This is a genomic window from Streptomyces sp. NPDC047841 (assembly GCF_040704085.1).
Lineage (GTDB): Bacteria > Actinomycetota > Actinomycetes > Streptomycetales > Streptomycetaceae > Streptomyces > Streptomyces argyrophylli.
The window spans coordinates 182,792-198,485 of sequence record NZ_JBEYRP010000008.1 but is presented as its reverse complement, the minus strand read 5'-3'; the positions used below and the strand labels follow the sequence as shown (position 1 = coordinate 198,485).

Genomic DNA, 15,694 nt, shown 5'->3' with positions numbered 1-15,694 from the left:
GGAAGGGTGCCGTCGCTTCCGTACGCCGGACGCCGCGGCCTTCGTACGCCGGACGGCGCCGGTTCCGTACGCCGGTCTCCCGTCCCCCGCTCCCGCGCAGTCCCGCCGGGTCAGTCGCCCCGTACCCGCGCGTGCAGGTGCATGTCGTGCCAGCCGTCCTGGTGGAGGTAGGCGCTGCGCTTGGTGCCCTCCAGGGCGAAGCCGGCCTTGCCGGCGACCCGGCAGGAAGCGGGGTTGGCGATCGCGTGCATGAGCTCCAGGCGGTGGAAGCCGGCCTCGTCGAAGGCCCAGCGGGTCAGGGCGGTCGCGGCACGCAGGGCGACGCCCCGGCCCCGCGCCCCCGCCACCGTCCAGTACGCGATCTCGGCGACGCCGTCGCTCAGCACGATCCGGCGCAGCGCCACCCGGCCCAGCAGCTCGTCCGTGCCCTCGTCCACGACGGCCCACTGCGCCTCGCGCTCCTCCGCCCACCCCTGTCGCCACTGCGCGATCCAGCCTGCGGCCTCGTCCGCGGAGTCGCAGGACCGGCCGTGCCAGTGGCGCAGCACCGGGTCCTCGAAGGCGGCGTGCACGGCGGGCGCGTCCTCGGCCCGCCACGGGCGCAGGAGCGTGCCGCCGGCGGCGGGGAGGGCGGGCTGCGGGATACGGGCGAGGACGCCGGGGGTCAGGACGGGGCTGGTGAGGAACGGCATGATCCCCATCCTGCCGAGTACGGGACCGGCGGACCGCCTCTTTGCGACGGCCGGCGGGGTGAGCGTGCCCCCGTACCCTTGACCCCGATGAGACGCCGAACCCCGCCGCCGCCCGCCCCGCTCCCCCAGCGCGAGGGCGTGGACCCCGTCCGCGTCCGGCTGCCCGTGGAGGGGGCGTGGGCCACCGTGCGGGAGCATCTGGTGGAGCGGCTGACGGGGGCCCCGGCCGGGGTGGTGGAGTCGATGTTCGCCGCCGGGCTGGTGGTCGGGGCCGACGGGCGGGCCGTGGCGCCGGACGCCCCGTACCGGCCGGGGATGTTCGTCTGGTTCCACCGAGAGCTGCCCGCCGAGGTGCCGGTGCCGTTCCCGGTGGAGGTGGTGTACCGGGACGAGCACATCGTGGTGGCCGACAAGCCGCACTTCCTGGCCACCACCCCGCGTGGCGCGCACGTCGCCCAGACCGCGCTGGCCCGGCTCCGGCGTGAGCTCGGCATCCCGACGCTGACGGCCGCGCACCGGCTGGACCGGCTCACCGCCGGGCTGGTGCTGTTCACCGTGCGGCCGCAGGAGCGGGGTGCGTACCAGTCGCTCTTCCGGGACCGGCGGGTGCGCAAGGAGTACGAGGCCGTGGCGCCGTACGATCCCGCGCTCGTGCTGCCCCGGACCGTGCGCAGCAGGATCGTGAAGGAGCGCGGGGTGCCGGCAGCGCGGGAGGTGCCGGGCGAGCCGAACGCGCAGACCCGGGTGGAGCTGATCGGGCAGCGGGCCGGGCTCGGCCGCTACCGGCTCGTGCCGGCCACCGGGCAGACCCACCAGCTCCGGGTGCACCTGACCGCGCTGGGCGTGCCCATCCTCGGCGACCCGCTGTACCCCGAGGTGACCGCCCCGGTACCGCCCGGCGACTTCCGCCGCCCCCTGCAACTGCTCGCGCGCGGCCTGGAGTTCACCGACCCGGTCACCGGTGCGGAACACGCGTTCACCAGCGCCCGCACCCTGGGCGCGTGGACGTCACCCGAGGCGTGGACGGCCGGGACGTAGGGCCGCTCGTCCGGATCACGCCGGGCCGGCACCCGCTCCCCCGGAGCAGGTGCCGCCGGCAGCGGCGCCGTGTCACTCTCCGCGCCACCAGTGCAGCAGTCGGCCCCACAGGCCCCGGGGGCGGGGCGGTTCCGGGGCCGCGGGGGCGGGGGCCGGGGGGAAGGCCGCGCGCACGGGTGCCGGGGCCGGCTCGGCAGCCGGGGCCGGATCGCCACGCAGGGTGCCGACCTGCCAGTCGGAGCGCTGCGGCGGGACCGGCATGGCTCGCGGCGGCATGTCGACGTCCTGCTGCGGCTTCGGTTCGAAGCGCACCGGCAGGGCCACCAGGTGCCGGGAGGCGATGGACGACCGCCAGCGCAGGTCCTCCTCGGCGCAGTCGAGCTGGATGTCGGACAGCCGGGTGAGCAGCGCGTCGACGCCGACGTCGGCGATGGCGCGGCCGATGTCCTGCCCGGGGCACTCGTGCGGGCCGCCGCCGAAGGCGAGGTGGGCGCGGTTGCCCTGCATGCTCGCGGACAGGTCGGGCCGCACCCGCGGGTCGATGTTGCCCGGTGCCGGCGCGAAGAGCAGCCCGTCGCCCTCGCGGATCTGCCGCCCGCCCAGCTCGGTGTCCTGCTTGGCGTAGTAGCCGAAGACCGTGCTGAACGGCGGCTCGTCCCACAGGGACTGCTCGATCGCCTCCGGCACGGTCATCTGGCCGCCGTTGAGCTGGGCCCGGAACCCCGGCTCGGTGAGGACCATGCGCAGCGCGTTGGCGAGGAGGTTCGCGGTGGCCTCGTAGGCGGCGAAGAGGACGACGCGCAGGTGTTCGCGGACCTCGTCGTCGCCGAGCCCGGCCGGGTGGGTGAGGAGGTGGCTGGTGAAGTCGTCCTCGGGCCGGACGCGCCGCCGGGTGGTGAGCCGGCTGAGCGCGTCCATGACGTAGGCGTGGCTCTGGATGGCGGTCTCGGTGCCCTTGAGGGCGTCACGCGCGGCCTGCACCATGCGGTCGTTGTACTCCTCGGGCATGCCGAGGATCTCGCACATCACGGCCATCGGCAGGTGCTCGGCGAACTGGGACACCAGCTCGGCCCGGCCCCGCTCGCAGAAGCCGTTGACCAGGATCTGGGTGTAGCGGCCGATGTGCCGGCGCATCCCGCGGTGGTCGATGGTCTCCATGGCCGCGGTGACCGCGCCGCGCAGCCGCTTGTGCTCCTCGCCCTCGGCGTGGGAGCAGACGGGCTGCCAGGCGATGTGCGGCATGAGCGGGTGGTCGGGCTTGACCATGCCTTCGCGCAGCGGGGTCCAGATCCGGCTGTCGCGGGTGAACTGCGAGGGGTTCCGCACCAGTTGCAGGTTCTCGGCGTGGCCGAGGACCACCCACATCGGTACGTCGTCGTGGAGCAGCACGGGTGCCACGGGGCCGTGCTCCTCCCGCAGGCGCTCGTAGAGGTCGCCGAGGTCCTCCGCGTCGGGGCCGTAGAGCCGGCGCGGCCCCCCGGGGCCGGGGCCGTGCGCGGGGCAGCCCGGTGGCGGACCGGAGAGGGTGTCGGGTGTCCCGGTCGGTGAGGGGGATTCAGGCGTCACAGTGGTCGCTCCGGGGCGGAAGGGTTCGGGGTCGGTGGGCTGCCGGTCAGGTGAGGGCGCCGGACATGGCGAGGGAGTGCAGGAAGCCCATCAGGGTCATCAGCACGTCCTTGCTGGAGGCCCGGCGGCGCACATCGCAGTCGATGATCGGGATGCCCGGGCTCAGGTCGAGGGCGGTGCGCAGCTCCTCGACCGGGTAACGGGGCGCGTCCGGGAAGGAGTTGACGGCGACGACGAAGGGCACGCCGCCCTCCTCCAGCCGGCCCATCACGTCGAAGCTGACCTCCAGGCGCCGGGTGTCGACCAGGACGACCGCGCCGAGCGCGCCTTCGAACAGGCCGTTCCACAGGAACCAGAAGCGCTCCTGGCCGGGGGTGCCGAAGAGGTAGAGGACCAGTTTCTCGGTGATGCTGATCCGGCCGAAGTCCATGGCCACGGTGGTGGCCGTCTTGGACTCGGAGCCGTAGTCGTCGTCGACGCCGATGCCGGCCTGGGTCATGGTCTCCTCGGTGGTCAGCGGTCTGATCTCGCTGACCGCACCGACCATGGTGGTCTTTCCGACGCCGAAGCCTCCCACGATCACGATCTTCACCGCGGCCTGCGCAGTGTGCGGCAGGTGGTCCTCGGTGCGCGGGCCGGGGAGGGTGTCAGAGCCGTTGAAGTCCATGCATCACCGCTTCGAGGAGTGAACGGTCGGGGAGCGCCTGCCGGACGATGGGGGCGCGCGCCTGCACCAGTTCGGCCGTGATCAGCTCGGTGAGCAGGACGGTCATCGTGCTGAACGGCAGTCGGAGGTAGGCGGACAGCTCCGCCACGGACAGGGGGGTCCCGCAGAGCCGGAGCACCGCCGCCTGCTCCGGGGTGGCGGAGACCGGGGGTCCGGAGCGCGCCACGATCAGGGTCACCAGGTCGAGTTCGGCGCGGGCGCCGTCGCCGGACCCGGTGACGGAGTACAGCCGCTCCGGGTTGTCGCCCGGCCCCTTGGCCTCCGCCGCGTCCTGCGGCGGACGCTGAGGGGGCTGCGGCAGCCGCGGGGCGGGCGGGGGCTGCGGCCGGCGCCGCGTGCGTCGTGGAGGTGTCATACGGTCTGCCCGTTCCGCCGGGGCGGACTGGTGAGATGGGCGCCGATCCGGACGACGAGGTCGCGCATCATGCCGCTCATCCGCCCCGGTTCGCAGGTCACGTCGGAGAGCACGGCGAGGAAGGCGTTGGGGCCGGCGTTCATGAGGTAGAAGTAGCCGCCGTCGATCTCGAAGACGACGGTCTTCATGTCGCCGGCGCCGGGCAGCTCCTGGATGATGGCGACGGCCAGGCTCTGCACGCCCGCGCAGGCGGCGGCGACCCGGTCGGCGGCGTCGGGGTCGCCGCCGTAGCGGGCGATGCGCAGGCCGTCGGCGGACAGGACCACGATCATCTCGATGCCCGGCACGCCGTCGTTCAGCTGCTTGAGCATCCAGTCCAGGTTGCCTTGCTGCTGGATCACTGGGGGTCCCCCTCGTCGTCGGCCTCGGTGGCGCCCTGGACGGGGTCGGCCGAATCTTTGAGCAGATGCAGGTACTTGGTGGGGTGGAGCGTGAAGTCGGTCAGTTCGTGGGTGGGGGTGTCCGGGGGCATGCCCTCGCGCAGACCGTCCCAGAAGGCCTCCATCCACATGCCCGGCGGCCGTTCCATGAGCTTCTTGCGCTCGGGGTCGATCTCGGGCTCGGGTTCCGGTTCCGCCTTCTTCTGCGACCAGATGGTCGGCCGGCCCTCGCGCTCGGCGCGTTCGATGGCGGCCTGTTCGGCGTACCGCTGGCTGAGCGGGGTCTTCACCCGGCTGCGGCGCTGCGGCAGACCGCCCGCGGTCCACTCGGTGACCTCGGGGACGTCGTCCTCCAGCGAGATCCCGGCGGGGATCTTGGGGCTGGTGGGACGGCGCTTCTTGGGCGGGCGCTTGGGGCCCTCGACGGCGTCCGCCGTGGGGATCTGGGCGGCGGCGGCACCGATGCCGTGCGCCGCGCCGACACCGGGTTCGGTGGTCGTCATGACGCGCGGCACCACGAGGATCGCGCGGACACCGCCGTACGCGGAGGCGCGCAGCGAGACGTCCATGTCGAACCGCTTGCAGAGGCGGCCGACGACGGCGAGGCCGAGGCGCGGGTTCTCGCCGAGATTGTGCGCGTCCTCGCCGTTCTTGGCGTCCTCGATCATCCGCTCGATGCGGGCGCGGGACTCCTCGCTGAGGCTGACGCCGCAGTCCTCGATCTCGATGACGATGCCTGCCTGCACCTCGACGGCGGTGACGTGCACCTTCGTCGACGGCGGCGAGTAGCGCGTGGCGTTGTCGAGGAGTTCGGCGGCGGCGTGGATGACCGGCTCGACCGCGGTGCCCTTGATGTTGATGTTGACGATCGAGGCGAGGTTGATGCGGCGGTACTCCAGGATGCGGGACATCGCGCCGCGCAGCACGCTGTAGAGGGAGACCGGCTTGGGCCACTGGCGGCCGGGCCGGCCACCGCCGAGGACGGAGATGGTGTCGGCGAGCCGGCCGATCAGCGAGGTGCCGTGGTCGATGCGCAGCAGGTCGTCGAAGACCTCGGGGTTGCGGCCGTGGTCCTCCTCCATCTCGCGGAGTTCGTACGCCTGCTGGTGGACGATGGCCTGGACGCGCCGGGCGACGCTCACGAAGGAGCGTTCGGTGGCGTCGCGCATCGAGATCTCCTGGTCGGCGCCGCGCAGCGCGATGCGCACCAGTTCCCGGTAGCCCTCGGGCAGGCCGCGCAGTTCGGGGTCCGCGTCGAACACGTCGCGTACGACGTCCCTGAGCACCTGGCCGCGGCGCAGCCGGTAGAAGCCGGCGGGCAGGACGTCGGTGGCGAAGCGCTCCATCAGGTCGTTGTGCGCGGCGATCCGCTGCTCCAGGTGCGCGGCGTGGCGGGCGTGTTCGGCCCGCGCCTCGCGGAGCAGACGGCCGCGCCGGGCGGCCTCCCCGGCCGTGCCGAGGACCAGCAGGACGGCCAGTGCTCCGCACGCGCCGACGGCGAGCCGGGCCGTGGGCGGTACCAGGGCGACGGCGGCCCCGGCCGCCGCGGCCATCACTATGGCCGGCGGCAACAGCACGCGCGCATAGGGACGTTCACGGCGACCGGGAGGCTTCTGAACACTCACCATGGATGCCTTCTGGGACGAGTCGGCTGGGTTCGGGGGTGCATGTGGGGGGAATACAGGGAACTACCGGGGCACATTCCACATGTGCGAACAGACGCACGATTCATCTCAACTCGGTGCGCCGCGGGCGAGCTTAGTCCGACCGGATCATCGCCGTGTCATATTCGGCAAGCACCTGAAATCGCCCCGCGAGGGGAGTACTCTCAACTCCTTTTGCACGCTGGGTTTTTGCGTGCACACAAGGAGTAACAGCGCACGGGTGTACGAGAGTTGCTCACCGTGCGGGGTGAAATGACGACGGGGGCCGCACCTCGACCGGTGCGACCCCCGTTCCCACGCCGTGACGGCAGGGTCAGCCCACGGACGAGTAGGCGACCACGCCCCGCAGCAACTGGTCGACGGCCTTGCGCGCGGCCTTGGCCACGGTCGAGCCCTCCGCGGGGGCCGCGGCGGAGATCTGCCCGAGCACGTCGATGACCTGCTTGCACCACCGCACGAAGTCCCCGGCCGGCATCTCCGCCTCCCGCAGCACCTCGTCCAGCCCCTTGCCGGACGCCCACATGTACGCCGCCCAGGCGAACCCGAGGTCCGGCTCCCGCTGCCCGACACCCTCGGTCTGGTTGATCCGGAACTCCTCCTCCAGCGCGTCGAGCCGGCCCCAGATCCTGACCATCTCAGCGAGCGCGGCCCTGGCCTTGCCGGAGGGCAGCTTCGGCGCCATCGCGTCGTCGCCGACCCGCGCCTCGTACACCAGGGCCGAGACACAGGCGGCCAGTTCGGCGGGGGCGAGTCCCTCCCAGACCCCCTCGCGCAGGCACTCGCTGGCCAGCAGGTCCAGTTCGCCGTAGAGCCGCGCGAGCCGCTTGCCGTGCTCGGTGACCTCGTCACCCCGCAGGTAGTCCAGCTCGGTCAGCAGGGCCACGATCCGGTCGAAGGTCCGCGCGATGGTGTTCGTACGGCCCTCGATGCGCCGCTCCAGCTGCGAGGTGTCGCGCAGCAGCCGATGGTAGCGCTCGGCCCAGCGCGCGTGGTCCTCGCGGTCGTTGCACCCGTGGCAGGGATGCGCCCGGATCGCCGTACGCAGCCGTGCGATCTCGCGGTCGTCGGCGGCCTGGGACCGCTTCTTGCGCGCCCGCTCCGGCGGGATGTGCCCGGCCTTGGTCCGCAGCGCGGAGGCGAGGTCCCGGCGGGACTGCGGCGAGCGCGGGTTGAAGGTCTTGGGGATGCGCATCCGGTCCAGCGGCTCGACCGGCACCGGGAAGTCCATCGACGCCAGCCGCTTGACCTGCCGTTCGGCGGTCAGCACCAGCGGACGCGGCCCGTCGTGGTGGTCGAAGCCGCGGTGGCCGTTGGACCGGCCCGCGGGCAGGCCCGGGTCCAGGACCAGGGCCAGGCCCGCGTACTTGCCGGTGGGCACGTGGATGACATCGCCCGGCTTCAGCTTCTCCAGGGCGACGGTGGCCTCCGCACGCCTCTCGTGCACGCCCTGCCGGGCCAGCTCGGTCTCCCGGTCCTTCAGCTCGCGGCGCAGCCGCGCGTACTCCTCGAAGTCGCCGAGGTGGCAGGTCATGGAGGCCTTGTAGCCCTCCAGACCCTCCTCGTTGCGCTGCACCTGCCGGGAGATCCCGACGACCGACTTGTCGGCCTGGAACTGGGCGAAGGAGGTCTCGAGCAGCTCGCGCGAGCGGTGCCGGCCGAACTGCTCGACCAGGTTGACCGCCATGTTGTACGACGGCTTGAAGCTGGAGCGCAGCGGGTACGTGCGCGTGCCCGCGAGCCCGGCGAGGTGCTCGGGGCTCATGCCGCGCTGCCACAGCACCACGGCGTGGCCCTCGACGTCGATGCCCCGGCGGCCGGCCCGGCCGGTCAGCTGGGTGTACTCGCCGGGGGTGATGTCGGCGTGCTGCTCGCCGTTCCACTTGACGAGCTTCTCCAGGACCACCGAGCGGGCGGGCATGTTGATGCCGAGCGCGAGGGTCTCGGTGGCGAACACGGCCTTGACCAGACCGCGTACGAACAGCTCCTCCACGACCTCCTTGAAGGTCGGCAGCATGCCCGCGTGGTGGGCGGCGATGCCGCGCTCCAGGCCCTCCAGCCATTCGTAGTAGCCGAGGACGTGCAGGTCCTCGGTCGGGATGGAGGCGGTGCGCTCCTCGACCAGGGCGCGGACCTGCTCCCGTGCCTCCTCGTCGTTGAGCCGCAGGCCCGCGTACAGGCACTGCTGGACGGCGGCCTCGCAGGCCGCGCGGCTGAAGATGAAGGTGATGGCCGGCAGCAGGCCCTCGGAGTCGAGCCGTTCGATGACCTCGGGACGGCCCGGCGTCCACACGCGCGAGCGCTGCCGGCGCTCGCGCTCCCGGTCGGCCTCCCGCATCGCCCGTCCGCGCCTGCGGTCCTGGTACGACGGCCGGGTGGCCTCCATGCGGGCGAGGCGGACCAGGTCGGGGTTGACGGCCTTCTTGTGGCCCTCCCCCTCCTCGAACAGGTCGTACATCCGGCGCCCGGCGAGCACGTGCTGGAACAGCGGCACCGGCCGGTGCTCGGAGACGATCACGTCGGTGTCACCGCGGACGGTGTCCAGCCAGTCACCGAACTCCTCCGCGTTGGACACGGTGGCGGAGAGCGAGACCAGGGTCACCGACTCGGGCAGGTGGATGATCACCTCTTCCCAGACGGCGCCGCGGAAGCGGTCGGAGAGGTAGTGCACCTCGTCCATGACCACGTAGCCGAGGCCGAGGAGGGTCTGCGAGCCCGCGTAGAGCATGTTCCGCAGCACCTCGGTGGTCATCACGACCACCGGGGCGTCCGAGTTCACGCTGTTGTCGCCGGTGAGCAGGCCCACCTTCCCGGTGCCGTAGCGGCGGCACAGATCGGCGTACTTCTGGTTCGACAGCGCCTTGATGGGCGTCGTGTAGAAGCACTTCTTGCCCTGCCGCAGGGCGAGGTGGACGGCGAACTCGCCCACGATCGTCTTGCCCGAGCCGGTGGGGGCGGCCACCAGGACGCCCTTGCCCGCTTCGAGGGCCTGGCAGGCCTCGATCTGGAAGGGGTCGAGGCCGAAGTCGTACATCTCGCGGAAGGAGGCGAGCGCGGTGGCCTGCTCGGCTGCCCGCCTGCGGGCTGCCGCGTACCGCTCGGCCGGTGAGAGGTCCTCTGTCATCGTGCTTTCGAGCGTACCGGGCCCCGCTGACAACAGGACGATCATTATCCGGATCACCCTCCGGACGACAGCCCGAAGGTAAGAGAACCGGAGGGTAAGAAGACCGGAAGAATCGCGGCGGACGGCCCGGTGGGACACGGATGCCCCCGTCCTCGGGGAGGCGGGGGCATCGCGTGGCGGTTCGGTGAGGGCTCAGGTCGCGTCGTCGTATCCGTTGACCCGGTCGGCGCTCGCCTGCTCGGGCACGGCCCGGGCGGCCGGGACGGGCTCGACGTCGCCGATGTCCTCGGGCGTGAGGTCGAGCTCGGAGGCCTCGTCGTCCGCGGGGCCCGCGGCCTCGCGCCGGCGTCGGCGCTTGTCGTTGAGCAGGGAGAAGCCGACCGCGCCGAAGTACAGCACCCAGATCGGCCCGGCGAGGGCCAGCATGGACAGCGGGTCGGTGCTCGGGGTGGCCACGGCCGCGAACACCGTGATGCCGAGGATCATGGCCCGCCACCAGCCGAGCATGCGCCGGCCGGTCAGCACCCCGGTGAGGTTGAGCATGACCAGCAGCAGCGGCAGCTCGAAGGAGAGGCCGAAGACGACCACCATGCGGGTGACCAGCTGGAGCAGGTCGTCGAGCGGCAGCAGGTTCTTGATGTCGCCGTTCGGCGTGAAGTCGATCAGCACCTTCGCGGTGGTCGGCAGCACCTTGTACGCGAAGAAGGCACCCGCGAAGAACAGCGGGGCGCCCGTGAAGACGAAGGCGTAGGCGTACTTCTTCTCGTGGCGGTGCAGGCCCGGCGCGACGAAGCCCCACAGCTGGTAGAGCCAGATCGGCGACGCGAGCACGACACCCGCCGTCAGCGAGACCTGGAGGGCCAGCGTGAACGGCGCGAGGAGACCGTTGATCGTGATCTCCGCGCACTGGGTCTTGCCGTTGGAGTGCGCCAGCTGTGCGAAGGTCTCCTGGCAGCCGACCGAGTCGAGGATCGGCTTCGTCAGGAAGTTGATGATGTCGTTGTAGTAGAAGGCCGCGACGATCGTCACGATGACGATGGCCAGCATCGCCTTCGCGAGCCGGTTGCGGAGCTCACGAAGGTGATCCGCGAGGGGCATCCGCCCCTCGGGATCCTTCTCCTTCTTGCGGGCAGGCTTGAGCAACCCACGTCCTCATCTCGTGCGGCAGGCCGGGGGTCTCCGGCCGTGCGTCAGCGCTGGGTGGTGTCCGTCGGCTCGTTGACCGGCCGCGAGCTGGTCACGTCACCGGGGGCCGCCTGGATGGTGCGCTGCGCCGGGGGCTGCTCGCCCGTGGTGGGCGGCTGGGCGGACGTGCTGCCGCCCTCTTCCTTCATCGCCTTGGCCTCGCTCTTGAGGATGCGCGCGGACTTGCCGAGCGAGCGGGCCATGTCCGGAAGCTTCTTCGCGCCGAACAGCAGGACGATGACGACGAGGATGAGAATGATCTCGGGAGCTCCGAGCCTTCCGAACATAAGTCTTTACCTTCTCACCGAGGCGGCTGGGTGGGGTGCTGTCCGACCAGTCGGACATGTGTCCGATGGTCATGCTGGCAGCGATCGTAACGCTCAGGGGTAAACGTGAGGCAATCCCCGTGCGTACTCCCGGTCCACGGTGCGGGCCTCGTTCTCCACACCATGACCAGCAGCGTACCTGTCCCACAGGGCAGCATGACAGGGCGAAGTGACACAAAGCGCTTGCATCGCCGGTCTCATGGGCACCGCCCGGCACCGCTCACAGCGCGTCCACGGCGCGGGCCGCGCGCGCGGACGCCCGCTCAAGATCCTCGGCGGCCCTGTTGATACGGCGTGCGGAGTCCGCGACCTGCTCCCCGAGGCGCCGCGCCTCCAGGAACACCCGCACGGCGAGCACCCCCAGGACGGCGATACCCAGGAACCCCATCGCTACCGCGAACATCGGCCAGAACATGACGCCGAGCCTAGACCGTCCGCCGGCGCGCGACGCGGGGGGCTACACCGTGGAGTGCAGCCGCAGGGTCCGCACCCCGCCGCCGGTGAGCAGCTCGACGATCCGCTCCCCGGCGGGCTTGCGGACCGCGGCGCCGCAGTCGGGGCAGGTGAAGGAGTAGAACGTCGTCTTGCTGCTGGCGCCGATGGCGAGGCGCAGCGCGCCGGCGGCGAGTTCGAAGCGGCCGCGGCAGTCCGGGCAGCCGGCCCTGAACATCACCGGGACCGCTCGTCTCATGCCGGCGAAGGCGGTCGCCACCGTCATCTCACCCGCACGCTCGCTCACAGGCCTCGCTCCTTCTTCCGGTCGTTCACCAGGGGCGTCGCTGGGACCGCCGCGGCGCGCCGTCGCGTGTCCGCGGCGCCGCGGCGGCTCGCCGCGCGGTTCCCCGCCCCCCTGCGGACGCGCCTCACCGCCGGGAACCCACGGACGGCTCGGCGTCGTACGCGGCCAACGCCTCCGCCGCCGCTTCGCGGGCGCTCTCCGCCAGCTGGGGCGGGGAGACGATCCGGCCGTCGCGGCCGAGGCGCAGGGCGAGCCGGCGCAGGGAGGCCGGCTCGGGGGTGCGCAGGGTGATACGCAGCCCGCCGTCGGGAAGCTCATCGGCGCTGTCGTGCGGGTAGTACTCGGCCACCCAGCGGCCACCGGGGCCGACCTCGACCACCACCTCGGGGTCCTCGGCGGCCGGCTGCACCAGCCCCTCGGAGAGGTCGCGCAGTTCTATCTCGGGCGGCGCCGAGGGCGCGTCGAGGATCTTGATCTCGGCGACCCGGTCGAGGCGGAAGGTGCGCCGCGCCTCGGAGCGGCGGCACCATGCCTCCACATAGGTGTGGCCGACGCTGACCAGGCGGATCGGGTCGATCTCGCGCTCGGTGACCTCGTCCCGGGCCGGGGAGTAGTAGCGGATCCACAGCCGGCGGCGCTCGGAGATCGCCCGGTCGACATCGGCGAAGACGCCGCCCTCGGACTCGAAGGTCACCGACAGCCGGGAGCTGGCACCGGCGGCCTCACCGGCCGCGGCCTCCACCTTGGCGGTGGCCCGCAGCAGGGCCTGGCGGTCGCCCTCCCGCAGGCCGGGCAGGGTCGACACCGCGCGGGCGGCGACCAGCAGCGCGGTGGCCTCGTCGGCGGCGAGCCGGAGCGGTTCGGCCGCGTCCTCGCCGAGTGCGGCCGGGTTGTGCCACCAGATGCGCTCGCCGTCGGTGTCGATGTCCAGCAGGTCGCCGCCGCGGAAGCTGGTGCCGCACATGGGCAGCAGATCGAGGTCGGCGACCAGCTCGTCCTCGGTGATGCCGAAGGCGCGCGCCACGTCGGCGATCCGGGCGCCGGGGCGCTCTCTGAGGTAGGTCACCAGGGAGAGCATCCGCCGCGTCTGGTCGATGGCGTTGACCGTCCTGGCCGGTTTGACTGCCACAGTCCCGCTCCTCCCTCAGCCCTTGGCCACGGCACGCAGCCGGTCCACCACGTCGGCCCGCAGCTCGGCCGGCTCCAGGACCACCACGTCCGGCCCGAACTCCACCAGCCAGGCGTCCAGGCCGTGCCCGTACGGAATCTCCAACTCGTCCCAGCCGTCGCCGAGTTCCCGGACGGCGGTGGCCTTCGCCCGAAGGGGGTAACCGGCGCCGGAGCGCAGCCGGATCAGGGCCGAGCGGTCGGCGATCTCACCGGCCCAGCCGGCGACGGTCTCGCGCACGGTGACGACGTCCGGCACGGGCGCGGTAAAGCCCGTGCCCCGGGAGCGGACCCTGCCGGTGATCCGGGAGAGCCGGAAGACGCGCTCGGCGCCCCGGTCGCGGTCGAAGCCGGCCAGGTACCAGTGACCGCGCCAGCACTCCAGCGCCCACGGTTCGACGTGCCGGGGCTCGGGGTGGGCGGCGGAGGCCTTGCGGTACTCGAAGACCACCGTGCGGCGGTCGCGGCAGGCCAGCATCAGCGGCTCGAAGGCGGCCTCGTGCACCGGGATGCGCGGCTCCAGGGCGCCGTGCGCCTCGTACGGGTCGACGTCCTCGGGGAGCCCGGCCGCGCGCAGCTTCTGCAGGGCGCCGCTGGCGGCCCCGGCCAGCCGGGCCTGCTGCCAGACCTTGGCGGCGAGGCCGAGGGCGGCGGCCTCCTCGGCGTCCAGGGTGATGGGGGGCAGGCGGTTGCTGTCGCGGCGGGCGAGGTAGCCGACCTCGCCTTCGAGGTTCTCAACGGTCTCGATGACCAGGCCCAGCTCCCGCAGGTCGTCCTTGTCCCGCTCGAACATGCGGTTGAAGGAGTCGTCACTGCCCGCTTCCAGGTAGGCCTCGATGGACTCGCGCAGCTCCCGCTTGCTGAGCGGCCGCCGCGTCCCGAGCAGACACAGCGCGAGGTTCATCAGCCGCTCGGCCTTGGCAATGGCCATCGACGCCCTTCGCCTTCCCTATGGTGCTTCCGACCGATGACCGTACCGCTCCGCGGGGCGGTGACAAAAGCCGAGGGCCCATGCCCGAGCAGGCATGGGCCCCAGGTGGTCGGTTCCGGTCGGATCCGGCCGGCCGGGCGTGGATCAGACGCCGAGCAGGTCGACCACGAAGATGAGGGTCTCGCCGGGCTTGATCGCCGGGGTCGGGCTCTGGTTGCCGTAGGCGAGGCGGGCGGGGATGGTCAGCTGGCGGCGGCCGCCGACCTTCATGCCCTGCACGCCCTGGTCCCAGCCCTTGATGACCCGGCCGGCACCCAGCGGGAAGCGGAACGGCGTGCCGCGGTTCCAGCTGGCGTCGAACTCCTCGCCGGTGCTGAAGGCGACGCCCACGTAGTGGACGGTGACGTTCTGGCCCGCCTGCGCGACCGGGCCGTCGCCCTCCCAGATGTCCTTGATCTCCAGGTCCGCCGGGGGCTCGCCGCCCGGGAAGTCGATCTCGGGCTTGTCGATGCTCACGTCAAAAGCTCCTGCTTGTGTACGACACGAAACGTGGACAGTCTGTCATCATCGCGGGCCTCCCGCCCGCCCCGGACGTCCCGGGCGCTACATCGCCGCGAGGATGTCCACGGTGAACACGAGGGTGGCGCCCTTCTTGATGACTCCGCCGCTCGGCGGGTTGTCGCCGTACCCCAGGTCCGGCGGGACGACGATCAGTACCCGGCTGCCGACCTTCTTGCCGGTCAGGCCCTGGGCGAGGCCCTTGACCGCCTGCTGCATCTGCTCCAGCGAGAACTGGCTGAGCCGGCCGGAGCCGTACGTCCGCTGGAAGGTCTTGCCGCCGTCCCAGACCAGGCCCTGGAACTGGCACAGGATCGTCTGGTCGGCCTTCAGCTGCGGACCGTCGCCCTCCAGGACGTACTCCGACACGAGCTTCTTCGGCGGGTCGGTCCGGGGGACGGTGACCTTGGGCACCTGGCCGTCGGTGTTGGTGGCCACCTTCGGCAGGGCCGTGTCGTGCTGCGGGACCGGCGTGCCCTTGACGGAGCTCTTGGAGTTGAAGGAGTCGATCAGGTCGATGACGAAGACCAGGGTGTCGGTGCCCTTGATGCCCGCCTGCGCGTTGCCCTCCTTGCCGTAGCCCCAGGTGGGCGGGACGGCGATCTGGACGCGGCTGCCGGTCTTCTTGCCCGCGAGGCCGTACCGCCAGCCGTCGATGATGCCGCCCTGGGCGAGCTGGATGACCAGGGGGCGCTTGCGGTCGTAGGAGTTGTCGAAGACCTTGGCCGTGCTCCAGATCTGGCCGAGGTAGTTCGCCTGGACGAAGTCGTTCTCCGCGATCGTGCGGCCACTGCCCGCGATCAGCGTCTTCACCGCGAGGTTCTTCGACGGGTCGCCCGGCCCCTTGGCGACGGTCGGCTTCTCGCCGAACTTCGTGCCCGCCGTGACCGCCGGCAGCGGCCCGTCCACGATCTTGGGCGGGGGCGCGGACGACGCCGAGGCCGAGGCCGACGGTGAGGCGCCGGTCTTGCCGGAGTCGGACTTGCCGTCACCGCATCCGGCGAGCGTGACCAGTCCTGCGGGAACGGCGGCGAGGAGGAGTGAGCGTCGGCGCACGGAAGAGCCTCGTAATCGGTCGGTCTGGCGGATGGCGTGCGCGCCACTCTACGACCAGGACAGGGCGCCGTACGGGAAACGTACGGCGCCCGTGTGGCGTTCCGGCCCTGTGCGCCGGAACGCCGGCCC

At 72.0% G+C, this 15,694-nt stretch carries 16 protein-coding genes; 1 reads left to right on the top strand and 15 read right to left on the bottom strand.

Annotated features, from left to right (window positions below):
• Positions 1 to 110: 110 nt before the first annotated feature.
• Positions 111 to 692: a GNAT family N-acetyltransferase gene (locus tag AB0947_RS15060; protein WP_366750778.1), complete on the bottom strand. Its 582-nt coding sequence runs from the start codon at positions 690 to 692 to the stop codon at positions 111 to 113.
• 87 nt (positions 693 to 779) lie between these two features.
• Between AB0947_RS15060 and AB0947_RS15055 the strand changes: the two genes are divergently transcribed.
• Positions 780 to 1,730: an RluA family pseudouridine synthase gene (locus AB0947_RS15055; RefSeq protein ID WP_366750777.1), complete on the top strand. Its 951-nt coding sequence runs from the start codon at positions 780 to 782 to the stop codon at positions 1,728 to 1,730.
• Between the two features lie 72 nt (positions 1,731 to 1,802).
• Here the strand turns inward: AB0947_RS15055 and AB0947_RS15050 are convergent, their stop codons facing one another.
• The 14 genes from AB0947_RS15050 to AB0947_RS14985 form a co-directional block, all read right to left on the bottom strand.
• Complete coding sequence (locus AB0947_RS15050) at positions 1,803 to 3,296, bottom strand: cytochrome P450 (protein ID WP_366750776.1); 1,494 nt, start codon at positions 3,294 to 3,296, stop codon at positions 1,803 to 1,805.
• Between the two features lie 46 nt (positions 3,297 to 3,342).
• Complete coding sequence (locus AB0947_RS15045) at positions 3,343 to 3,963, bottom strand: ATP/GTP-binding protein (protein WP_366750775.1); 621 nt, start codon at positions 3,961 to 3,963, stop codon at positions 3,343 to 3,345.
• Positions 3,944 to 4,378: a DUF742 domain-containing protein gene (locus tag AB0947_RS15040; protein WP_366750774.1), complete on the bottom strand. Its 435-nt coding sequence runs from the start codon at positions 4,376 to 4,378 to the stop codon at positions 3,944 to 3,946. Before AB0947_RS15040 ends, AB0947_RS15045 begins: the two co-directional genes overlap by 20 nt.
• Positions 4,375 to 4,779: a roadblock/LC7 domain-containing protein gene (locus tag AB0947_RS15035; protein WP_366750773.1), complete on the bottom strand. Its 405-nt coding sequence runs from the start codon at positions 4,777 to 4,779 to the stop codon at positions 4,375 to 4,377. Before AB0947_RS15035 ends, AB0947_RS15040 begins: the two co-directional genes overlap by 4 nt.
• Positions 4,776 to 6,446 (bottom strand): ATP-binding protein, encoded by a 1,671-nt coding sequence (locus tag AB0947_RS15030; protein ID WP_366750772.1) that lies wholly within the window; start codon positions 6,444 to 6,446, stop codon positions 4,776 to 4,778. Before AB0947_RS15030 ends, AB0947_RS15035 begins: the two co-directional genes overlap by 4 nt.
• Before the next feature lie 349 nt (positions 6,447 to 6,795).
• Positions 6,796 to 9,648 carry a DEAD/DEAH box helicase gene (locus AB0947_RS15025; RefSeq protein ID WP_366750922.1) on the bottom strand — a complete coding sequence of 951 codons (2,853 nt, stop codon included), beginning with the start codon at positions 9,646 to 9,648 and terminating at the stop codon, positions 6,796 to 6,798.
• Positions 9,649 to 9,795: 147 nt separating this feature from the next.
• The gene (gene tatC / locus AB0947_RS15020) at positions 9,796 to 10,746 is read right to left on the bottom strand and encodes a twin-arginine translocase subunit TatC (protein WP_366750771.1); all 951 of its coding nucleotides are present in this window, start codon (positions 10,744 to 10,746) and stop codon (positions 9,796 to 9,798) included.
• 47 nt (positions 10,747 to 10,793) lie between these two features.
• Entirely contained in the window at positions 10,794 to 11,075 is a 282-nt protein-coding gene (gene tatA, locus AB0947_RS15015; protein ID WP_366750770.1) for a Sec-independent protein translocase subunit TatA, read from the bottom strand.
• A gap of 259 nt (positions 11,076 to 11,334) precedes the next feature.
• Positions 11,335 to 11,529: a hypothetical protein gene (locus tag AB0947_RS15010; protein ID WP_366750769.1), complete on the bottom strand. Its 195-nt coding sequence runs from the start codon at positions 11,527 to 11,529 to the stop codon at positions 11,335 to 11,337.
• Between the two features lie 42 nt (positions 11,530 to 11,571).
• On the bottom strand, positions 11,572 to 11,832 hold the full coding sequence (locus AB0947_RS15005; protein WP_366750921.1) for a hypothetical protein: 261 nt from the start codon (positions 11,830 to 11,832) through the stop codon (positions 11,572 to 11,574).
• A gap of 145 nt (positions 11,833 to 11,977) precedes the next feature.
• The gene (locus tag AB0947_RS15000) at positions 11,978 to 12,982 is read right to left on the bottom strand and encodes a WYL domain-containing protein (RefSeq protein WP_366750768.1); all 1,005 of its coding nucleotides are present in this window, start codon (positions 12,980 to 12,982) and stop codon (positions 11,978 to 11,980) included.
• Between the two features lie 15 nt (positions 12,983 to 12,997).
• Complete coding sequence (locus tag AB0947_RS14995; protein WP_366750767.1) at positions 12,998 to 13,951, bottom strand: WYL domain-containing protein; 954 nt, start codon at positions 13,949 to 13,951, stop codon at positions 12,998 to 13,000.
• A gap of 144 nt (positions 13,952 to 14,095) precedes the next feature.
• Complete coding sequence (locus AB0947_RS14990) at positions 14,096 to 14,467, bottom strand: FKBP-type peptidyl-prolyl cis-trans isomerase (RefSeq protein WP_366750766.1); 372 nt, start codon at positions 14,465 to 14,467, stop codon at positions 14,096 to 14,098.
• An 87-nt stretch (positions 14,468 to 14,554) separates the two neighbouring features.
• Complete coding sequence (locus AB0947_RS14985) at positions 14,555 to 15,565, bottom strand: FKBP-type peptidyl-prolyl cis-trans isomerase (protein ID WP_366750765.1); 1,011 nt, start codon at positions 15,563 to 15,565, stop codon at positions 14,555 to 14,557.
• Between the last annotated feature and the right edge of the window lie 129 nt (positions 15,566 to 15,694).